Raw genomic sequence first — 20,997 nt, forward strand, 5'->3', positions numbered from 1 at the left:
TTCGAATCGCGTGGTACGTAGTCCCGCCTTCAGGCGGACGAAGCCACCGGAAAAGCCGTCCGTTGTTGCCGCCTTCAGGGACCCTTCGTCCGCCTGAAGGCGGGACTACGTACCCTTGGTGGCGGGCTCTTCGGGACCCTTCGTCAGAACCCCGCGTTGAGCCTCATGAAGAGGTTCGCGGTGCTCCGCGGCACCTTTACGGTGACGCGGTCGATGCCGGGGGCGAAGGCATCATCCGTGATGCTGATCTGCACGCCGCCGATGCTGTTCTCCGCGCGGGTCCACACGCCGAGGGTGGTGCCGAATTGCACGTAGGGTCCGGCCACGATCGAGACGTCGGCGCGGCGGTAAACGAAGGTCGCCCAGGTCGGGTCGAGGGTGACTTGCGGGAGAAGGGCGGTGGAATTCGCCCCGATGCCGGAAGGCTTGCCACCGAGGACGAACTCGAGGCTGTTAGAGAGCCGGTCGCCGTCCGGATCGGAAGTGGCGAGGCGGTTGCCGGCGGTGATCAGGCCGTTGAAGCCGAGCCAGAAGGCGTAGCCGGGATCGAGCGGGTTGGCCGCGGGGGCGCTGCCGGACTGGGTAGTGCCGGGGATCAGGCCGGGGTATTCGAGAAACTGCGCGGGGATGACCTGCTGCGGGATGTCGGGGCCGGTCCAGGCCACGGAGACGTAGTCGTCGCCGCCGCCTTCCTTCTGCAGGGCCTCGATGTAGCAGCGCTGGCCGGCGACCAGCGGGATGACCGCCGACTGCTGGTTGGCGTTGTTGGTCCAGTTCCGGTTGCCGGTCGCATTCGTGGTGAAGGCGATGCGGGTCTTGTTGGCGGGCACGCCATCGGCCGCGAAGTTGAGGTCGCCGCCGTCGTCGGAGGCGATCCAGAACCGGTAGTCCCCGCTGCGCGGCGCGATCAGGTAGCCGCTGACTTTCTGGCCGTAGTTGGTGCCCCAGTTCAGCGGCGCGGAAAATTCGTTCAGGGTCGATACCTGGCTCGGCGAGGCCGGGTAGGCTGCGATGCCGGTAAGATCGGTGACCTGCTCGCCGGTGATGCCGGTCCAGACCTCGCGCTTGAGGGCGACCGTTGCCGGCAGGGTGCCGGGGAATTGCAGGAAGCGGCCGTCGATGACCTGGCGCGCGAAGGACGGTCCCTGCCAAGCGACCGCCAGGTGGTCGGCCGCGCTGCCGTCCTTGTGCAGCGCCTCGATGTAGTAGGCGGTGCCTGCGACCAGCGGCAGGCTGCCCGATTCCTGGGTCGGGAATTTCGTCCACTCGCGGGCGTTGGTGGTGGCGCTGGTGGTGGCGATCTTGATGCGGTTCGCCGCGCTGGAGGTGGTGGAAAGCCAGAGCTCGCTGGCGTGGTCGGAGGCGATCCAGAACTTGAAGTTGCCCGATTCCGGCGCGACCAGGCGGGCGGAGATCCGCTGGCCGTAGGTATCGGCGTAATCGGGCGGGACCTCGAAGCGGGTCAGCGCGCCGCGGGCGGCGGGCGTGCCGCTGATGAAGGCGGAATTCGAGGTCAGGTTGGCGACCTGTTCGCCGGCGATGCCGTTCCAGACCTCGCGCTTCAAGTTGGCCTTGCCGGGAATCGAGTAGAGATGCTCCAGAACGACGTTCGGAACCAACTGCCGCGCGAAGTTCGGGCCCTGCCAGGCGACGGCGAGGTGGTCATCCACCGCGCCTTCCTTGTGCAGGATTTCAAGGTAGTAGCGATCCCCGGCTTCGAGGGCGATGGGCACGGATTTCTGCGAGGCATTGTTATCCCAAGCCAGAGCGGGCACCGCGCCATTCACGGTGGCGATCCTCACCCGGTTGGCCGGATGCGAGTCGGTGGCGAGCCAGAGTTCGGCTTGATCGTCCGCGGCGATCCAGAAGGTGTAGCGGCCGGTGTCCGGCGCGACCAGGAAGCCCGAGATGCGCTCGCCGAAGTTCTCCGCGACATTCGTGCCGGCGCGCAGGCCGATGCCCGCGGTGAGGGTGCCGCTGCTGTTAGGAACACCCGGGTAGGTGGCGAGGTTGGTGAGGTCGCCGACTCCCTGCCCGCCAACGCCGGTCCAGACCTCGCGGCGCAGCAGGGTGCGGTCGGCAGGCACCGCGGGATGTTCGAGGTATTCGTTGGCCACGATCTGGCGGGTGATCCCCGGGCCTTCCCAAGCGACCGCCAGATAATCGCCGCCGATGCCATCGCGGTGGCGCGCTTCCACGTAGTAGCGCTTGCCCGCCACGAGGTTCTTCAAGACGGACTTCTGCGCGGGCTGGGTATCCCATGCCTCCGGATTCACGAAGCCCGTGACCGAGGCGATCTTGGCGAGGTTCGCGGGTGTCTCGTCGGTGGAGAGCAGCAGCTCGCCATCGTCGTCCGAAGCGATCCAGAAGGAGTAGGCACCGGTGGCGGGCGGCACGATGAAGCCGCTGATGCGTTCCGAGAAATTGTCCGTGGCATCGACCGCGCTCTTGAAGGACAGCAGCACGCCGTCGGTGTTGGAATTGCCGGCGGCCGGGGCGTCTGCGGTGGCGAGGCGGAAGTTGCGGACATTGCCCTTCGCGGTGCCCATGGCCCCGAAGCCCGCCGACTGGATCGTGGGATTCGGCGAGAGGACGTGCTGCCCGACCAAGGTACTATTGAAGTAGTAGCGGCTGATCCAGCTCGCACCGCGAGTGTCGAGGGTGACGGCGAGCGTATCGTAGGTGCCGATCCCGCTGACGGCGGCGCTCGAGTTCAAAACGTTGGTCGTCGCGCTGGAGAAGGCCTGGACGGTATTCCCGCCCGAATTGCCATTCGCGCGCACCAGCATCCAGGGCGCGCCGGAGCTGGTGAAGGGCACGGTGCCGCTGTAGAGCGCGCCATTGGTCGCCGGTTGGCTGATGAAGCCGAGCGCGAACCAATCGGTGGTGCCCGGGGAAGTCGTGGGGTCGACCTCAAGGCTCAGCGTGTAAACCTTGCCCGCCACCGGGGCGAAGGGCAGCAGGGCGGTGGCATCGCCATTGGCGGCCTTGGCGGCGAGGTTGGTATTCCGCACCCAGCCTGCGGAAGCACCCCAGGTGGCGCTGCCGGTTTCGGTGGCATTCCCGGAGAGCGCGCCGGTGCCTTCGAAGGTCTCGGAAAGGAGCGAGGTCGCCCACTCCATCAGACCGCTCGCCGGGTTCTTGGCCCATGCCACGGGGCTGGTGGCGCTGAAGACCTCGCGGCGCAGCGCGGGGCGGATGACTTCCGGGTATTCGAGATTGTTGCCGGAGATCAGGGTCCGCGTGAAGCCCGGGCCCTGCCAGGCCGCCGCCAGATGGTCGCCGCCATTGCCTTCCTTTTGCAGGGCCTCGATGTAGTAGCGCTGGCCCGCGACCAGCGGGATCACCGCGGACTGCTGGTTGCCCTGGGCGGTCCATTGTTCTTCACCGACCGAGCCGTTCACCGAGGCGATGGCCTTCCGGTTCGCGGGGTTCGCGTCGGTGGAGAGGAGAAGCTGGCCGCCGTCGTCGGAGGCGATCCAGAAGGTGTAATCGCCGGTGGCCGGCGGGATGATGTAGGCGCTGAGGCGCTGGCCGTAGTTCTCGCCGTAGCCGGTCGGGGCCTTGAAGTTCTCGGTGTAGCCGCTGAGGGTCGGCGCCTGCGGGAAGTGGAGCCACTTGGTCAGGTCGGTGAGCGCCTGGCCGTCGGGCAGGCCGGTCCAGACCTCGCGCCTCATGCCGGGCTTCGCCACGTTCACGGTGACGGTGGCGGTGTCGGAAAGCTGCGGCACACCATTGTCGGTGACGGTGATGGTCAGCACGCGGACGCCGGACGGCGGGGTGGGGGTGGCGGCGCTGATGGTGCCGGTCAGCGGATCGATGGTGAAGGCGCCATCGGCATTCCCGCCGGTGATGCTGAAGGTCAGCGTGGTGCCCGGGTCGGCCCAATCCTTCGCTTCCAAGGTCGTGACGACGCCGGCATCGCGGGAGAAGATGGTCGCGCTCTTGTCATTCAGCACCGGTGCGCCGTGGTTGTAGAAGTTCTGGGTGACATGCGGTGCGCCGAGCATGACCCGCCCGAAGTTCGGGCCGTCCCAGGAAACCGCCAGGTTGTCGCCGCCCGCGCCTTCCTTGTGCAGGACTTCCATGTAGTAGGATTTCCCGCCTTCCAGCGTGATGTTCGCGGACTGCTGGGAGGGAAACTTGCCCCACTCGCGCGGATTGGTCGCGCCGTCACAGTTGGCGATGCGGACCTTGTTGGCCGGGCTGGAGGTGGTGGAAAGCCAGAGCTCGCTATCGTCGTCGGAAGAGATCCAGAAGGTGTAGCTGCCGCTGTCCGGCGGGCGGACGTAGCCGCTGAGGCGCTGGCCGTAGTTGTCCGCGCTGTTCGCGGGTGTCTCGAAGAAGGGGACGTAGCTGGTCGCGGTCGGGGTGCCGGCGATGAAGGCGGCATTCGAAGTCAGGTTGACGACGTCGTTGCCGCTGATGCCGGTCCAGTATTCGCGCTTCACGGCGCGGGCCTCGACTTCCACGGCGATCTGGGCGGTGCGGGTGAGGCCGGCGTTGTCCGCGACCTGCACATCTAACAAGTATTTCTGAAGCGCCGCGAAGGAGAGCGCGCCATTCACCGTGAGGATGCCGGTCGTGGCATTCAGGGCGAAGGCATTCCCGGTATTGCCGCCGGTGATGGTGAAACCCGAGAGCACCGCGCCAGGCTCGAAGTCACCCGCGGCGAGGGTGCCGACCACCGTATTGAGCGCGCTGCCTTCCTGGATGCGGAAGGTCATGCTCGCGAGCCATGGCGCGCGGTTGGCGAGGGCACCGGGAAATTCCAGATAGTCGGTGCCGATCAGGCGGCGCGCCTGCGTGGGCGACTGCCAGGAAACGCTGACGTGGTCGGCCGAAGTCTGGTCCCGGTGGAGCACCTCGATGTAGTAGCGCTGCCCGGCGACGAGCGGGATGTCGGCGGATTGCTGGGTGCCCTGGGCGGTCCAGTTGTCGGGGGCGGTATTGGAGGTGTTATACGCGATGCGGACCTTGTTCGCGGGCGTGGCATCGGTGGAGAGCCAGACCTCGCTGGAATCGTCGGCGGTGGTCCAGAAGACGTGGTTGCCGGTTTCGGTAGGCAGCAGATAGCCGCTGAGGCGCTGGCCGTAGTTGTCCGCATTGTGCAGGACCTGGAAGATCGGCGCGTAGCGGGTGAGATTCGGGGCACCGCCCGCGATCCGGGTGGCGAGGGGGCCGATGCCGCTGCCATTCAGGCCGGTCCAGATCTCCTGCTTCAGGCCGCGCAGCGGGGCGACGATGATCGGGACGCTGGTCGTCGTGGGAATGCCGGAAGCGGTGTAGCCGATGCTCAGCGTGAAGACCGGCGCGGAGGAAAGGGAGGCGGCATTCGCGACACTGATCAGGCCGGTGGCGGAGTTGATCGCGAAGGCGGTCCCGGTATTCCCGGCGGTGATCGAGTAAGCAGCATTTCCCGGGGCAACGGTGCCGAGCGCCGCGCCGTTCAGGGCATTCGCGGCGATGCGGAATCGCCATGAAGGGGTGGGGACGGTGCCGGTGACGGTGTAGGCACCCAGCGAGCCGTAGTCGTCGTAGCCGCTGTCCGCCCAGGTCTTCTCGCCGGTGCCATCCACGGTCACGGTGTAGGTGCCGGCCGCGAGAGCGGTGCTGAGCGAAGCATTGAGCTGGTTAGCCGGGCTGGCGGTGGTGAGGAGGGTGCCGGCGGCGTTGTAGAGCTTCGCCTCGATGTCGAGGTTCGGGCCGTTCGGCGCGGGCGTGAAGTTCAGCGTGAGACTGCCACCGGCGGTGGTGAAGACGAAGCGGTCGATGTCGTCGCGGCTTTCGATCACGCCACTGTTAGACACGCTGCCGCCCGCGCCGAGCGTGAGCGGGGTGGCGAGTGCGACGACATTGGAGTGGTCATCGAGGCGGCGGGGGGCGGCGGCACCGATGTAGGCGAGGTCGTCCTGGTGCTGGTCGGCGTTGACGTAGTCGCCCTTGCTCCACTGGGTGACGGCCTGGCTGTAGGGCGTGCCCATGTTCGGCCCCCAGCTTGTATTGCCGCTGCCGTGGCCGCTGTAGTAGCCTTCGACCGGGACGGTGCGGCCGTCGTGATGGAGGCCGAAGGTGTGGCCGACCTCGTGCGAGATGACCACCGAGGCACCGCTGTTAGGGTCGAAGTTCCAGCAGCAGGTATCGCCGGATTGGAGGAAGGTATTGTTGAAGGCGACGCCACCGGCACCGGCGAAGTTGTTCGAGGTGGTGATGCAGCGCATGCGGCGGCCCTGCGGTGCGCGCAGGTAGGCCTGGAGGTCGGTGGAGACATTGACCTCGAAGGGCGCGAAGTCCTCCGCGACCCGCTGCCAATACGCGGTGATCTGGGCGGCGCTGAAATTGAAAGCGGGGGCGACGATGCGTGCGCCGCCTTCCCAACTCTGGCCCTCGATGACCTCGCCATCGAAGTCCAGATAGATGGTGGCCTCCGCGCGCGGCAGGCTATTGAGGATCGGGATGGCCTCGCCGATGACGCCGACGCTGCGGCCGCCATTGTAGATGGCGATCTTCTCGGGGTCGGGGAGCTCGGCCTGGGCGAGGGGTTTGAAATTCGGGTCCGGCTCGCAGATCACCTCGCCGATCGGGCGGCGGGCGACCTGAAGTTCGCCATCAGCGTTGCTCGAATAGACGTAGGCGATCTTGTCCTGCTTCTGGAGGACGAAGCCGCGGTAGCCCCAGGGCTCCTGCGCGATCTCGAAGATCCCGCTGCCATCCGCGAGCACACCGCCCGCGGCTTGGGCGCCGTTCGGGTAGCGGTTGACGTAGTTGAGGCGGGCTTCTTTTGTGCCGCCATCCGGGAGGGGCAGGGAGATGGTGGTCCCTTTTTCCAAGCTGCCGATGTCGGTGAAGAGGCTGCCGTCGGTCGCTTGCGGCGGAGTCGGTGGCAGGACTGCTGGCGGGGTGGGTTGATCCGGCCGGGGAGCGGTGGCCGGTGTGTTTGCGGAAGCGGTTGAGGCCTCCGGGGTTGCTTGTCGCAAGCCGAACGCGGCGAGACCTGCGGCCGATACCAAAGCGGCCAGCAAGACCTTGGGAGAATACTTCATGGGTGGGGTTTTTCGCGGAGGAGGATGCCGATTCAGAAGCGGGGACTTCGATATCGGCACATCGCCCAACGCGGGAGATGGCGGGATTTAGCCGCGAACGCTCGTTCTGTCCATCCCGCCGCCGGACATGCCGGGGGAAGTGCGGAGGAATTGATGGGGTTTTAGGGAAGGGTGCGAAGGTGTGGGGAGTTGCTAGCCAGCCAGCGGGAAGGGATGGGGGAGCTTGGCATACAGCATTGGGTTGTTAGGGAACCTAGGGAAATGGGGAGGAACCCAACTCACGTGCCCAACACGGGGAGCGCCCCCCCCGGGACCGCGGGGCACCGTCCGGCAGAGTGGTCCCTTACTGCCGTTCCTCCTCCCGGTCCGCACTATCAAGACGGCGGTATCCATTCGCCCCTCGGGATGTGCTGTCCGCCACAGGGACCATTCTGCGGGCCGCTCCCAGGGGAAGAGCCGTCCGTGAAGCATCACGGGAATGTGGGTAAGGGGCTGGGTAGGCTGCCCCACTCCACGGCGGCTGCGCCTCTTCAGACACTCCCCGAACCCGGTGCGGAAGAACAAAAAACGCCGCCCGGCATTCCACCGGACGGCGCTTGAAAAACAGGCAGTCTTAGAACTCCTTCCCGGCGCGGACGCCACCATAGTGGCCTTGGGTCTCGCTGCCGAAGCGGCCTTCGTATTCGACGCCGAGGTTCCAGCCGTTGTCGAAGTAGTAGCCGAGATTGGCACCGATCACGCCGATGTCCTCGTCGCGGCTGTTCACCGGGATGCCGAAGCCGCTGACGTTCCCGTCCTCGAATTCATGCTCCCAGGCGGCGCGCAGTTGCGGCACCCAGTAGCCGGACGATCCGCGCAGCTTCCAAGAGATCTGGTAGCCGAGGATCGAGACCAGGGAGTCGAGATCCTGCTCGCCGAAGTAAGTGGCACCGGGGCCGACCTCGGTGTAGGCATCGATGGTGCCGGTGATGTAGCGCATCCCGGCGTAGGGGCCGTGGACGACGTCTTCTTCACCGAAGTTCACGCCGACCGTGAGTTCGAGCGTGTGGGTATCGGCATCCGGCGAGCCGGTGGCGATGCCGCCGCCGGTGTTGCGGCGGGTGTCGATCGAGTGCATGCCGTAGGAATACAGCAGGTCCGCCCAGAGGTCGGCGTAGCCGAAGGTATCAGGACGATAGTAAGAAATGTAAGGGCTGACTGCGACCGTATCGATATCCGCGCTGCCGGCGGAGCCCATGTCCACGTCCGCGGAGGAGGCGCCGATTGCCGCACCGATGCTCCACTCGCTGTTCAGGTGATGCTCCAGTCCGACGCTGCCGCCGAAGACTTCCAACGAGGTATCCGCGGAACCGCCGCCCGCAAAACGGGAAACCAGCGCGCCGCCCGCCTTGTCATACTTTTCGTCCTTTTTCTTTTTGGAGCGGCGGCCGTAGCTATCGCCGTCCTGGTCCTCGCTGTAATAATAGAGCGAACCGTAGATCTCCCACTTGTTGGGCTTGGGCACCGCGATCGCGGCGACCTTCGCGCCCTTGGCCGAACCCATGCCGCCCTTGGCGTCGCCGGCGGGGACAAAGGTGGCCTCTTCCACGAGGCGCGAAGCAGGACGAATCCCGGCGCGGTGGGCAGCCAGGCGACCGCCGACGTCATGGGACGCGGCCCATGCGGAACCGATCACACCGTTGCTGATCGAGGCGGAAGTCACGCCGCGGTTATCGGGAAAGCAATTGTCCGGAGGAGTCTCATCACCCGCACGGGCGAAACCGGCACCGGCGACCGCGACGGCAAGAAAGCGCAAGCAATATGCGGAGGGGGTATTCATGGGGGATGGGGGTGAACTATCACGCGGGGGTGCGTGATGTGGGGTGGCCGGACCATGCGGGAAACCGAGATATGGGACAAGGAAAGATTATCGGCACGCAGACAAGCTGATGTTTTAGATTTCCTGATATTTAACCCAATTCCCGTTGATAAATCAACATCTGTTATCTCGCATCCCGGAAAAGCGACGGGCTCTCCCCTACGCGATTGCGTCAGGGCATTTCCTTAAAAAACTTAGCCGATCTGCAGTTTGTGAGGCCGGAAAAGCGCACGCCTACCCTGCCTTGACCCAGCCGCACGGAGCCCTAGCCTGCCGGGGTGAGTTCCGCAGCCCCCGTTCCGCCGACCCTCCACTTCGACTGTCCCGCATGCGGGGTGACGCTCGCGGTGCCGGCCGCCGCCGCCGGATTGCAGGGTCCATGCCCCCGCTGCTGGCAGGAGATCATCAGTCCCGATCCCGCCCAAGGGATTCCGGCCCGGTTACCCGCTCCTCCTGGCCCGCCGGTGCCGGTGCCGCTTGCGGAAGCACCTGCTCCGGTCGAGCCGCCACCACCGGTGGCTCCTGAGCCTCCACCATCGCTAGCACCCGAGCCGCCCGCCCCGCAGCCGCAGCCTGAACCGGCCGCCGTTGCAGCACCCGGGACCGCGCCTGCCTCTTCCCGGGGATGGTGGGCGCTGACCTGGATCGTGACCGCCGTGGCCTTCGGCGGGGCCGGATATTATTTGCGCATGCTCCAGTCGGACGAGGTCGCGCCGGTCATCTCCAAGGAAGCGTCACCGGAGCCTCCCTCCTCGAATTCCAGGCCCGCTCCCATGCCCCCCCAGCCGGAACCGGTGAAGCGACCCGAGACCACTCCTCCTTCCGAGCCGCCGCCCGCCCCACCGGTGAAGCTCGACTCCGACCACACGCTGCGCGCCTTCCTCGAAGCACCGGACTGGAAGGCCCGCATGCAATACGTCGTGATCCCCGAACAGGTCGGCGAACTGATGGAGAAGCGCGCTGCCGAATCCGGCGACGGCCCGATCGCCTACACCGGCATCAGCCTGGCAACCATCAAGGACGGCACCCATCTCTACATCGTGCGCACGACCGACATACCGGACGGCGTGGTCGTGGGAGTCGTGCCGACGGAAGAGGGACCGAAGGTGGATTGGGAAGCCTTCATCGGCTTCTATCAGGACGACTTCCGCAAGTTCTACGACGGCCCCGCGGGCCAGAAGGGAATCTTCATGCTCCACGTGAAGCCGTCGGCCCCGCCGGAGGGAGAAGCGGAATCACACTTCCTGCGTTTCCGCCTCGCCCCGCCGATGCCGAATCGCGACCAGCTCGCGTGGATCCGCAAGGACTCCCCCGCGCTGCCGAAGTTCCGCGCGGTCACCGAAGGCGGCGCGGGCCTGAATAAAAACGAGGTGGCTGCCGCCCTCGCCGGTGACGGCGTGCCGATGGTCATCGCCTTGGAAAAGAAGGCGAATGGCGTGGGCCAGACCTTCCTCGAGATCACCGACTTCATCAAAGTCGGCTGGGGCCCGGCCGCCAAGTGATAGCCGGAGGCAGGGACCTTTCTCCGAAAGGTCCGGCCGGGGACGGCCCGGATCCTCGCTCCGGTGCCGCTTCATATAAACCGCCGCCATCCGCCGGACCGCTCGGAGAGCGGTCCCTGCCATTCCTGAAATGAGCCCGCCTCACTTCAACGTCCGGACATACAGGATAATACTCTGCAATTCCGCCTCGCTGAGTATCCCCGAGTAACTCCCCATCCCCAGCGCATAGCCTTCCACGATCGTCTTCCCCGGCTCCAGCATCGACTCTAACAGGTAGGCATCGTCCGCCACCCGCGGTTTGCCCCCTTGCGAAAAACGCCGCTCGGAACCGGCCAGTCCCTTCCAAGTCGGGCCGCTGTGACCCTCCTTCGCCCCATCGATCGAATGGCAGGCGATGCAACCGTAGCGCGTCGCCACATCCTTGCCCCACTCGGCGCTCGGCTTCGCATCGGCCGGAGCGGCGCTGTGGACCGTGGCCACCGAGCCATCGAGCTGCGGCGGATCGAAGCCCAGCGCGGCCCAATCTGCAGCGGGCGGGGCGGAGACGGTGAAGAAAACCGGGCGTGGCACCGCCTTCCCGCCGGCCACGGCGAAGCGATGCGAGATCTCCAGTTGCATGGTCGGCTTCAAGCCCGGGATGTGGATGAAGGCGCTCTTCCGATCCTTCGACAGTAACACGGTGCCGGTCGCGACGGGATCGGCCCCGGTCCCCCCATCGCGCTTCAGCCGCGGCGAGCCGTAGCTGCCGCTGCGGCGGTATTGCCATTCCTTCGCCTGCACCGCGTCCGTCTTTACGGTCGCGGGATCGAGCGCGGTTTCGAATTGCAGGACGACTCCGCTGGCGACCACCCGCGCATCGACCGGCGTGGCCAGACCCTCCTTCGACGGCCGGAGCCGACCGATACCTTCCAACTCCGGAGCGCGTGAATCGTAAATGCGGAAGCCCGCGAGCCAGATCGATCCATCGCCGGGATGAGTGCGGGCGTGAAGGATCGGCAGCCCGGTCTCGATCTCCAGCGGGATCACCGCGCCCTCGGTGGCAGGCCACTTCTCCGCCGGGCGCACCAGGAAGAGCCGGCCGGTGCCGTAGGAGAGATCGAGCAGGCCACCCTCCCAGCTTTTGAAAGCACTGCCGCGGACCCACATCGGGGAGGAAGAAGAACTATCCTGATCATGCGGGATCCACACCGCCGGCAGCGTCTTCACATTGCCCGACCCGTAGCCGAAATCCGCGCCCGGAGCGACCGGGAAGCTGCCCGAGGACGGCACCCAATGGCCCTGCTGCTCGGACATGGCAATGCGGCCCGTGCCCGGATCACGGGCGAAGAAAGGCTCCCGCGCGTGGGAGGCGACGACCTCCAGTTGCTTGCCATCCGGCGAGATCGCGAGGACCGCACCGACGTGCGGATTCGGGGAAGGCCGGCCGGTCAGCGACTTCGCATCGGTGACGATGCCGCCGGTGGAGCACCAGGTGCGGCCCGCCTCGTCCACCTCCATGTCCAGCGGGTAGCCGCGCATGCCGGAGGTCTGGTGAACCAGGCTACTATGATTCTCGTAGAAATCGGTCTCGCCGTCGTTGTTCGTATCGCGCAGGCGCACGATGCCGTTGCGGGTGAAGACCTGGACCACGCCTCCGACCTGCTCGATCGAAAGCGGTTCGCAGAGTCCTGCGGCGATGCGCGTCCAGCGGACCCGGCCGCTGGCGAGATTCAAGCGCCACACGTCGCCCTCGAAGGTCACCACCGCCGCCTTGTCCGGGGACAGGAAGACCAGATCGGCGGGACGCACGCGGCGCTTGAAGGCATTGTTCTCCGGCAGGCCGATCCGGTCCATTACCCAGCCCGGCCCCGACTTTTCCGCATCCTGGATCCGGGCATCGCTGCCTTGCGTCCAGCGCGCCGGCGTGGCTACAGGCACGGCGGGTGTCTTCCCTGCCGCAGCGACCTTGTCCGCACCGTAACTCAGGGTCACCCGGCGCTCCTGCTTGGAAGCGGCGAGGCGGGCGAAGAGTTTCCCATCCCGCGTCTCCAGCTTGAGACCGGCGTGATTGGGCGCGATCTTCAGCTTGTCCGAACTCGCCCCGGAAGCGCTGACCTCGAAGCTCCTGTCAGCCAGGAGAAAGAACATTTCCTCACCCGGTGCCACCGCGAGATGGCGGCGCAGTCCCTTGCGGTCCGCCTCATACCATTCGCGGACGAGCGTCCCCTTGCATTCGTAATGGAGCACGCCGCTTCTCCCCGCCACCTGGTAGCCAACGAAGCGCCGCCCGCTTTCCTCGAGACCGCCGCGCCCGGGATCATCGCCATGCACGGGACGCGAATCCTTGAGCAGATCTTCCGGGGTGCGGCCGACACCCGGCAGCGCCGGCGCAAGCATCAAGCCACCCTCCGCGACCGGAACCTTCACGCCACCCTTCTGGGTCGCCTTCTCCCACGATGCCTGCGACATCAGCACCAGCCCGACCGGCGGCTTGCCTTGGGCCGGATGCACCCACAGGGCAGGGCGGAGCAGGTCCTGATCGAAAACCACCCACTCGCCGTCCCCCGCTTGGACCAGAAGGCCGCGGGCCATCACCCCCGCCGGACCCCCATCCACCGGACAGCCATAGACCGGCATGGTCGGATCGAAGAACGGCGCGGCGGCAGAGGCAGGAAGGCTTGCAAGGGCAGCAAGGACCAGCAGACGGGAGATAGGGCCCATGGATGGCATGGTAAGGCAGTGGGTTTTCGCGAGCGCAAGAATTTGCATGTAAAATACGAAGCGTGGCGAGCATTCTTCCGGGCATCGCCGCGGTGACAGGTCTGTCCCGGCTCGTGGATTTACAAGCCGGGGCGCTTCCCTAGTCTGCGGCATATGCGTGCCCTACCCCTCCTTCTCCTGACCCTGGCAGCTCCGGCGATCGCCGATGATCTCAAGCTGAACCAGATCCAGGCGATCGGCAGCCACAACTCCTACCACGTCGCGCCGCCGCCAGCCTTGATCAAGACCATCCGGAGCATCAACAAGAACTGGTCGGAGTCGTGGAACTACACGCACCCGCCGCTCGCGGAGCAGCTTGAACTCGGCATCCGGCAGTTCGAGCTGGATATCTTCGTGGACACCAAGGGCGGGCTCTTCGCCAATCCGCTTGCCGTGAAGCTCGCCAAGCTGGCGGGCGAGAATCCCCCGGCATTCGATCCCGCCGGCGAGCTTGCCAAGCCCGGCATCAAGGTCATGCACGTGCCGGACATGGATTGCTGGAGCACCGTGCCGCGCCTGAAGATGGCACTCGAAGAGATCCGCGCCTGGTCCGACCAGCACCCGCGCCATCTGCCGGTGATGATCCTGCTGGAGTGCAAGGACCAGCCCCAGCCGCCACTCCCGGTGAAGCCGGAAGCCTTCAGCCGGGAACGCCTGTTAGATCTGGAACAGGAGATCCTCGCGGTCATCCCCGCCCGGCGGATCCTGAAGCCCGACGACATCCGCGGCGATGCCGCGACCCTGCGCGAGGCGGTGCTCAAGAAGGGCTGGCCCGCTCTTGATACCCTCCGCGGCAAGTTCCTTTTCGCACTCGATAACACCGATGACATCCGCGGCCGCTATCTCGAAGGCAACCCTGCCTTGGAAGGCCGCCTGATCTTCGCCAGCGCACCGGATGAGACCCATCCAGCAGCGGCGTGGTTCAAGTGCAACGACCCGGAAAAAGAACAGGAAAAGATCCGCGAACTGGTAAAGGCCGGCTATCTCGTGCGGACCCGCGCCGACACCGGCAAGCCGGACCCGGAGATGAAGGCGAAGGCCTTCGAGAGCGGTGCCCAGTGGATCAGCACGGACCGCTTCAAAAAAGGAGCGGACCAGCAGTCGCTCTTCGACGGCGACACGATGGCACGGGAGAACCCGGTATCGTCCGGCGGGACGAAAACGATCGAGCCTTGAAGAGCGGCCCCAAAAAAGCCCGCCACCAAGGGTACGTAGTCCCGCCTTCAGGCGGACGAAGTAAGCTTGGAAGCTGACGACAACGGACAGCCTCCAGTGGAACCGCGCCGCCATGGTGGCTTCATCCGCCTGAAGGCGGGACTACGTACCACTAATGGCGGACCTCAAGGGACCGTCCTCGGAAGGAGTCGTCGCCCCCTCCAACGACCGGTGAATCCGCGCATGCGTCCGCGCCATCAAATCCGCTTCATCCTGCAGCCCGCCCAGAATCTCCTGCAGCCGCTTCCCGGGCAACTCCTCACCGGCGGACGAAGACGCCGGGACAACTCCCGCCGTGCCGAGGCCCAGGATTTCCGCATGCACCTGATACAGCGACGTATAAGCATGCAGCATCGCCGCGTGCGATTCCCGGCGCGCAACCTCCAGCCGCTCCAGCCGCGCCGGATCCCGTGAAGTCAGCACCTCGCCGAGTTCTTCCTCGCGCTCGCGGATGCGGGTGATCTCACGACAAACTTCCGAACAGATGCCGTCCACGCCCTTCTCCACTTCCTGAGCAAAGAGGGCGAGGTGGTTGCCACGATGGATATCCTTCTCGATCTTCTGCTTGAGCAAAAGGAAGCGACCAAGACAGAGCGCATACTGCGGCAAGCCCCGGGACTCGAGGTGACCGATGATCCGCTTCAACTCCTCGTCCTGCGCCGCGTTGCTCTCGCCGATCAGCTCGCGCAGGCTCGCGGCATCCACCGCCGGGCGCTTCTTCTCCCAATGTTTCCGCAACCCGTAAGCCGCCGCCCCGAAGAGAATGGCGAAACCGGCCATCCCGGAATCAAACGCGACTCCCAAGGCCGCCGTCGCGATCAAAATTCCCCAAGTCAATGGCGAGCGACCGATATGGGCCAGACTCCGCGCCCGGATCCGGGCATCGTCCATCGGGAAGGTCGGAGCGATTGAGAAGAGCGTCGAAGTGTCCATGGAATGTCCTCCTGCCCCGCGATGTTAGAGACACCCGGGCAGGCAGACGATTACAAAGACCCCTTCAGTTCGGACAGTATCGCAACACCGAAAGGATCACTGCGGAAAGGGCGTCTCGGAAACGGCGAGGCGCAAAAAGCCAGCCGGACCGGATAGCTCGCCCAGCGAAAAACGCAGCAACTCCAGCGGATCGCCACCGGTGATTTCCGGCAATCCACCGGCAGGAGCCCAGCCAACAAGGTCCGCGGATTCCTCCACCCTCATGAACAGCTCCGCGGCGCTCCGGTGACGCTCCACCTCGAGCGCCAAAACGGGTGCCGGATAGAGCTTCAGATGCGGCGGCAGGCTCACCGTGAGCGGATCGCCACCGGCGAAGAATTCGAGCAGGTTGCTGGTCCCGTCCTTGTCCGGATCGGCATCCGGCCCGGAGATCGTCGGATCGGCCAATTGCTCCGACGAAAAACGCGAGTGCCGCCATTGGTCGAAGGGCGTGTCCCCGATCGAGATCGTCTCCGTGGCCAGTTCGCCCAAGCGGTAAGCAGGATCGGCGGCGAGCGAGATCACCAGATCCTCGGTCCCCTCCGCCAAGCTGTCGGCCAGCGGCACAACCTGCAGGGCGGCACTGGCAATCCCGGCAGGCAAAATCACACTCCCCGTCAGCGGCCCATAGTCCACTCCGGACACCGCGCTCCCGCCCAGCGTGTAGCGCACGGTCAGGGCATTTGTCAGCGGTTCGCTGCGGCGGATGCAAAGCGTTGCCTTCTTGGCGGCACCCGGCTGCGGCTCCGCCGCCCGTGCATCGGTCGCCCATAGATCGACCACCGGCTGGTCGATGCCCTGCAGGAAGCGCACGGCATCGGCAATGACATGACCATTCACCCCGCTGTCGCGGATCGTCACGCTGCCTTCGGAAGGAGAAGCCCCGGCAGCAAAATCGAAGCTCCCCATCGACACCCACTGGCCGCCCCTTGTCCGCTGGTTGACGCTCGCGGTGTGAATGGTCCCACCGGGCAGCCGGATCTCCACCGGCACGTTCGAGGCGCGGTTGGCGTTCTCGGTCCAGCGCAGGAAGACCTCATAAGTTCCCGCTTCGGGAAGGGTCGGAGTAAAGCGCGCGGAGCAGCTCCCATTTTTCACCCCGCCGTCATGCACATAGTCGACGCCATGGAATCCCGGCGTCGCCGAAGCTGCGGTCCACGTCCCCGTCAGCAGGACGCCGGTAGCGTCCGCATTGTCCACGATGATCCCGCTGCTCTCCCCGCCGCCGGAGTTGGTGAGCCGCTGCCCGTCGGCCAGCATCTGCGCCTTGAGCTTGGGATAGGAAACGGCCTGCACCGTCACCCCGTCATCGATCGCGAAGGCCGCGGCGGTCGCGGCGGATTGGCCCAGGATCATGAAGACCGGCTCCATCCGGATCGAGCCGAAGGAGATGTGGGTCGCGGACAAGCTCCACGGGACCAGCAGATTCTTGCATTCTCCCGCCTTCGGCACGATCGCGCGATACGAGATCGGATAGGGACCGGGCACCGCGCGCTGGATATCGCCCTCGTTCTTCACCATGCCATTCGAAACGATGCGTTGGCAGTTGTGGGAGTCCATCGTGTAGGCACCCATCCCGATCGAATCCGCGGCCACCAGCGTGCCCATGCAATTCTTCTCGGTCATCACGTAGTCGGAGACCATGCGCCGCGCCTCGCGGATGTAGAGCTGGTGCGGCCAATGGCCGTTGTCGGTGAATTCATCCTTCGGCAGCCCCCACTGGCTCCACGCGCTGCGGATCGCGGCCGGCACGCGCGGATGATTCTGCACCGTCCACACCAGGCCGCGCTGCCAGTTCTCGTGCTCCTTCGCGAGCTGCACCCGGGTGGCGGGATCGGCATCGATCCAGGAGTCGGTAGTGCCGCTGATGTAGTCGCAGGAAACCCCGGAGTCATTGTTAGAGTCGGTCTTGCCATTCGGCACGGCCCGGGTCTTCCAGAAGCGGTCGCTCTGGCCGGACTCGATCGCACGGAAGAGGATCTCATAGTCCTTCTCATCATAGCCCGCGGGCTGTGGGATCATCTCCCGGTTGGCGGCCACATTGGTCATGCACATCCGGTAGCAGTATGCCTGGATCAGCGAATCAGCAGAACCGTTCGGACCCGATGGAGCCGCATTCACGCCGGGCAGCAGACCGCTGGCCGGATTCCCCGCCACCACCCAGGGACTGATCCCGTTGGGTAACTGGTTGCCGTGGGTGACCGTCTGGATGCCGTTGATCGTCTCGCCATACTGGGAGTTCGCCTCCCGGCCGCTGGTGAAGCTGACTCCCGCCTGCTTCATCAGGTCCCCCTCGTAGGAGGCATCGATGAAGACCTTGGCCATGAAGATATCGCCGGTGTTCGTCGTGATCTTGGTGATCTTTCCGTCCGCCATCTCCGTCGATACCAAATAGCGGTTGAGATAAACCGGCACCTGCGCCTGCGCGATCATCTCGTTGAAGACGGCCTCCGCGACCTTCGGCTCGAAGGTGAACTTCGCCCCGCTCAAGCCATACCTCGCCGCGATCCGCGTGTAGAACTCGCGCGACATCCCCTGGATGTAGGCATCGCCGTTGTTGCCGATGTCGGTGTCCCCGAGGCCGCCGGAACTGAGGCCGCCGAGGTGGCCGTTCACCACCACCAGCGACACGCTCTTGCCCATTCGCGCCGCCTGCACCGCCGCGGTCACGCCACCTGCCGCCCCGCCGTAAATGCAGATGTCCGTCTCGATCACCCTGCTGGCATGGACCGTCGCCACCGGGACGAAGGCCAGGATCGAGACACGAAGTATGAAAAAAAGCGCGATGGGTTTCATGAAGGTGGGAACATCCGCACACTTGCTTGGGCACGTGCGGGAGCCTCCCCAGTCTGGGCACCCCGCCACCGGGCCGAATCCCACTTACGAGGGAGCGGACGGGAATTTTTTGCGCGACTTCGGGTGCCCTTCCCGCGGTATACTCGCGGGGTTTCCGCCCGGATGAGATGAAATGAAATGGATCGCGCTACTCCTGTTCTCATGGACCGCCGCCGCGGAGCCGGAGCCGCGCGTCCAAACCGTCCGCGAAGTCCAGACCATCGCGCTTGCCGATGGATTCCAAGGCGCCGATGTCACGGTCGAGGGCGCGGTCACCTGGTCCGATCCCGATGAGGGCGCTTATTTCTTCATCCAGGACGCCACCGGCGGTATCCAGATTAATTACGCAGGCAGCGACATCCCGGATTTCGGCAAGCAGATCCGCGTCACCGGCCGCCTGAGCGCGGGGGCCTTCGCCCCGGTGATCGATCGCTCGACCATCGAGGATCTCGGCACGGGTCGCCTGCCCAAGCCCCCGTATGGCTCCGGCGGCGGCCTCCTCAACGGCTCCTTCAATAGCGAACTCATCGAAACCGACGGCTGGATCCGCACCGCGGAGTGGGTCGGCCCGGACACGATCGTGGCCGTGCTCGATTCGGGCGCATCGCGGATCAGTTTCCGCGCCAGCAACGTGAAGAAACTCGACCCTGCTAACATGATCGCTGCCAAGGCCTACGTGCGCGGGGTTGCCTGTCCGGTCCGCGCCCGTGCCGCAACGGGGCAACTGCTGGAAGTACAGGTGCTGATCTCGCGGGAGAGCGATGTCTCCGTTTACCAGCGGGAAACGGTCTCGCCTTGGGACAATCCGCCGACACCGCTCCGCACCGCCTTCCGCTATCACCCGGGCCAAACCCGCGCCGACCGATTGCAAGTGCGCGGCACGGTGCTGCATGTCGGTGACGGGATCGCATGGCTGCACGATGGCGACTCCGGGCTGGCCCTGCGTGGCAGCGCCATCGACGGCATGCACCGGGGCGACCGCGTCGCCGTCGTGGGCTTCCGGGATCTCCAGGATTTCCTGCCGGTGCTTTCAGACATCGTGGTGAGGAAAGACGAGCTACCCGGGATTGAATTGAAGCCGAAGGAGCTGCCGGCCTGGCAGCTGCAGGACGGACTCCATCATGCCGACCTTGTGAAAGTTTCCGGCCTCCTGTTAGACCGGATCGAGACGCCCGCGGACAGCGGTCAACGCCATCTGGTGCTGGCCCTGCAAAGCCCGCGCGGGGTCTTCACCGCGGAACTGGATGCGACCTCTTCAGGGATCCCCGCCGGGGGATTGGAGACGGGGAGCCTGCTGCAGGTCACCGGCATCTGCGCCGTGCAGACGGATCCGGCGGGCGATCCCGCGGGCTTCAAGATGATCCTGCCGGACGCCGCCTCGATCCACATCCTGGAGCCCGCCCCCTTCTTCACCGTGCGCCGGATGCTGGTGCTGCTCAGCATCACCCTCGGCGTCCTGCTGGCGGTCGCGATCGCCGCCTTCCTGCTGGCCCGGCGGAATGCCGGATTGCGCACCGAGGTGCACCAGCGCCAAGCCGTCGCGGCGGAACGCGGCCGTCTTGCCCGCGACCTGCACGACACCTTGGAGCAGGGCCTGACCGGCCTCCAGCTGCAGATCCGCGGCATCGGCCTTTCGCTCAGCGAAACCTTGCCCGACGCCCACGCCCGCCTCGATGCCATGAAGGGCCTGGTGCAGCAGTGCCGCACCGAAGTCCGCCAATCCATCTGGGACCTCCGGGCCGAGGCTCTGGAGAACTTCGACCTCGGCGACGCCCTCCACCGCATGGCGCAGTCCCTCTTCCTCGGCTCCGGCGTGCGCGTCGAATTCCGACAGCACCGCAGCAACGCGAAGATCCCCGGCCTGATCGGCGACAACCTCTTGCGGATCGGCCAAGAAGCCATGACCAATGTCCTGAAGCACGCGCAGGCCGAGCTCATCACCATCGAGTTGACCACGGACAATCAAAGCGTGATCTTGAGCGTGAGCGACGATGGCCGCGGCTTCGCGGATCTCCCGCCGCGGGAAAGCGGGCCCGGTCACTTCGGCCTCGCCGGCATGGATGAACGCGCCACACGCATCGGTGCCAGCCTCTCCATCGGTGGCCGCCCGGGCGGCGGCAGCACCGTGCGGGTCGAAGTCCCGCTCCAACCCGACCCACCCGTCTCCGGAAGATGAAACCGAGCCGCACCTACAAGATCCTCGTCGTCGACGATCACTTCGTCGTCCGCGCCGGCCTCCGCGACATCCTCAGCCACGAGCCCGATTTCATCGTGGCCGGTGAAGCCGCCAATGGCCGCGAGGCGGTGGCCGCCCATGCCCGCCTGCTGCCCGATGTGACCCTCATGGACCTGCGGATGCCGGTCTGCGGCGGCCTCGAAGCCATCCGCCTGATCCGCGAAAATTCTCCCGCCGCCAGAATCCTCGTCTTGAGCAGTTACGAGGGCGATGAAGACATTCACGCCGCACTCTCCGCCGGGGCGATGGGCTACATCCTGAAGCACAGCTCCGACGATCAGATCACCCCGGCGATCCGCGCACTGCTCCAAGGCAAGCGCTGGATCCCCTTGGAAGTCGCCGGCCAACTGGCAGCCCGCGAACGCGGCGAGATCCTCTCCGAACGCGAGCGCGAGATCGTCCGCCTCTTGGTATTGGGAGACGCGAACAAACAGATCGGCGACACCCTCGGCATCACCGAGCTCACCGTGAAATCCCACATGAAAAACATCCTCGCCAAGCTCAAGGTGAGGGACCGCACCGAGGCCGTCACCGTCGCCCTCCGCCGCGGCATCGTCCACCTCCCGGACGAGTAAGTAGCGCGGCTCTCCGAGCCGC

General features: G+C 65.7%; 9 protein-coding genes. 4 read left to right on the forward strand and 5 right to left on the reverse strand.

Features of this window, described 5'->3' with window-relative positions; translation table 11 throughout:
• Positions 1-143: 143 nt before the first annotated feature.
• Together ABWK72_RS23135 and ABWK72_RS23140 are read right to left on the reverse strand one after the other, a co-directional pair.
• Positions 144-7,043, reverse strand: coding sequence for a PA14 domain-containing protein (locus tag ABWK72_RS23135; RefSeq protein WP_367871943.1), 6,900 nt, complete (start codon positions 7,041-7,043; stop codon positions 144-146).
• A gap of 613 nt (positions 7,044-7,656) precedes the next feature.
• On the reverse strand, positions 7,657-8,862 hold the full coding sequence (locus ABWK72_RS23140) for an autotransporter outer membrane beta-barrel domain-containing protein (RefSeq protein ID WP_367871944.1): 1,206 nt from the start codon (positions 8,860-8,862) through the stop codon (positions 7,657-7,659).
• Between the two features lie 317 nt (positions 8,863-9,179).
• Here ABWK72_RS23140 and ABWK72_RS23145 point away from each other — a divergent pair, with 317 nt between their 5' ends.
• Positions 9,180-10,403, forward strand: coding sequence for a hypothetical protein (locus ABWK72_RS23145; RefSeq protein WP_367871945.1), 1,224 nt, complete (start codon positions 9,180-9,182; stop codon positions 10,401-10,403).
• 141 nt (positions 10,404-10,544) lie between these two features.
• On the opposite strand, the gene ABWK72_RS23150 is transcribed toward ABWK72_RS23145, so the two are convergent.
• Positions 10,545-13,103 carry a cytochrome c family protein gene (locus tag ABWK72_RS23150; RefSeq protein WP_367871946.1) on the reverse strand — a complete coding sequence of 853 codons (2,559 nt, stop codon included), beginning with the start codon at positions 13,101-13,103 and terminating at the stop codon, positions 10,545-10,547.
• Between the two features lie 153 nt (positions 13,104-13,256).
• Between ABWK72_RS23150 and ABWK72_RS23155 the strand changes: the two genes are divergently transcribed.
• Positions 13,257-14,318: a Ca2+-dependent phosphoinositide-specific phospholipase C gene (locus tag ABWK72_RS23155; RefSeq protein WP_367871947.1), complete on the forward strand. Its 1,062-nt coding sequence runs from the start codon at positions 13,257-13,259 to the stop codon at positions 14,316-14,318.
• Between the two features lie 141 nt (positions 14,319-14,459).
• Here the strand turns inward: ABWK72_RS23155 and ABWK72_RS23160 are convergent, their stop codons facing one another.
• Positions 14,460-15,290 (reverse strand): hypothetical protein, encoded by an 831-nt coding sequence (locus ABWK72_RS23160; protein ID WP_367871948.1) that lies wholly within the window; start codon positions 15,288-15,290, stop codon positions 14,460-14,462.
• Between the two features lie 96 nt (positions 15,291-15,386).
• Complete coding sequence (locus ABWK72_RS23165; protein ID WP_367871949.1) at positions 15,387-18,125, reverse strand: FAD-dependent oxidoreductase; 2,739 nt, start codon at positions 18,123-18,125, stop codon at positions 15,387-15,389.
• Between the two features lie 172 nt (positions 18,126-18,297).
• On the opposite strand from ABWK72_RS23165, the gene ABWK72_RS23170 reads away from it, so the two are divergent.
• Both ABWK72_RS23170 and ABWK72_RS23175 read left to right on the forward strand, forming a co-directional pair.
• Positions 18,298-20,340: a histidine kinase gene (locus ABWK72_RS23170; protein WP_367871950.1), complete on the forward strand. Its 2,043-nt coding sequence runs from the start codon at positions 18,298-18,300 to the stop codon at positions 20,338-20,340.
• Complete coding sequence (locus tag ABWK72_RS23175; protein WP_367871951.1) at positions 20,337-20,975, forward strand: response regulator; 639 nt, start codon at positions 20,337-20,339, stop codon at positions 20,973-20,975. Before ABWK72_RS23170 ends, ABWK72_RS23175 begins: the two co-directional genes overlap by 4 nt.
• Positions 20,976-20,997: the final 22 nt, after the last annotated feature.

The organism is Luteolibacter sp. Populi, from assembly GCF_040801775.1.
GTDB lineage: Bacteria > Verrucomicrobiota > Verrucomicrobiia > Verrucomicrobiales > Akkermansiaceae > Haloferula.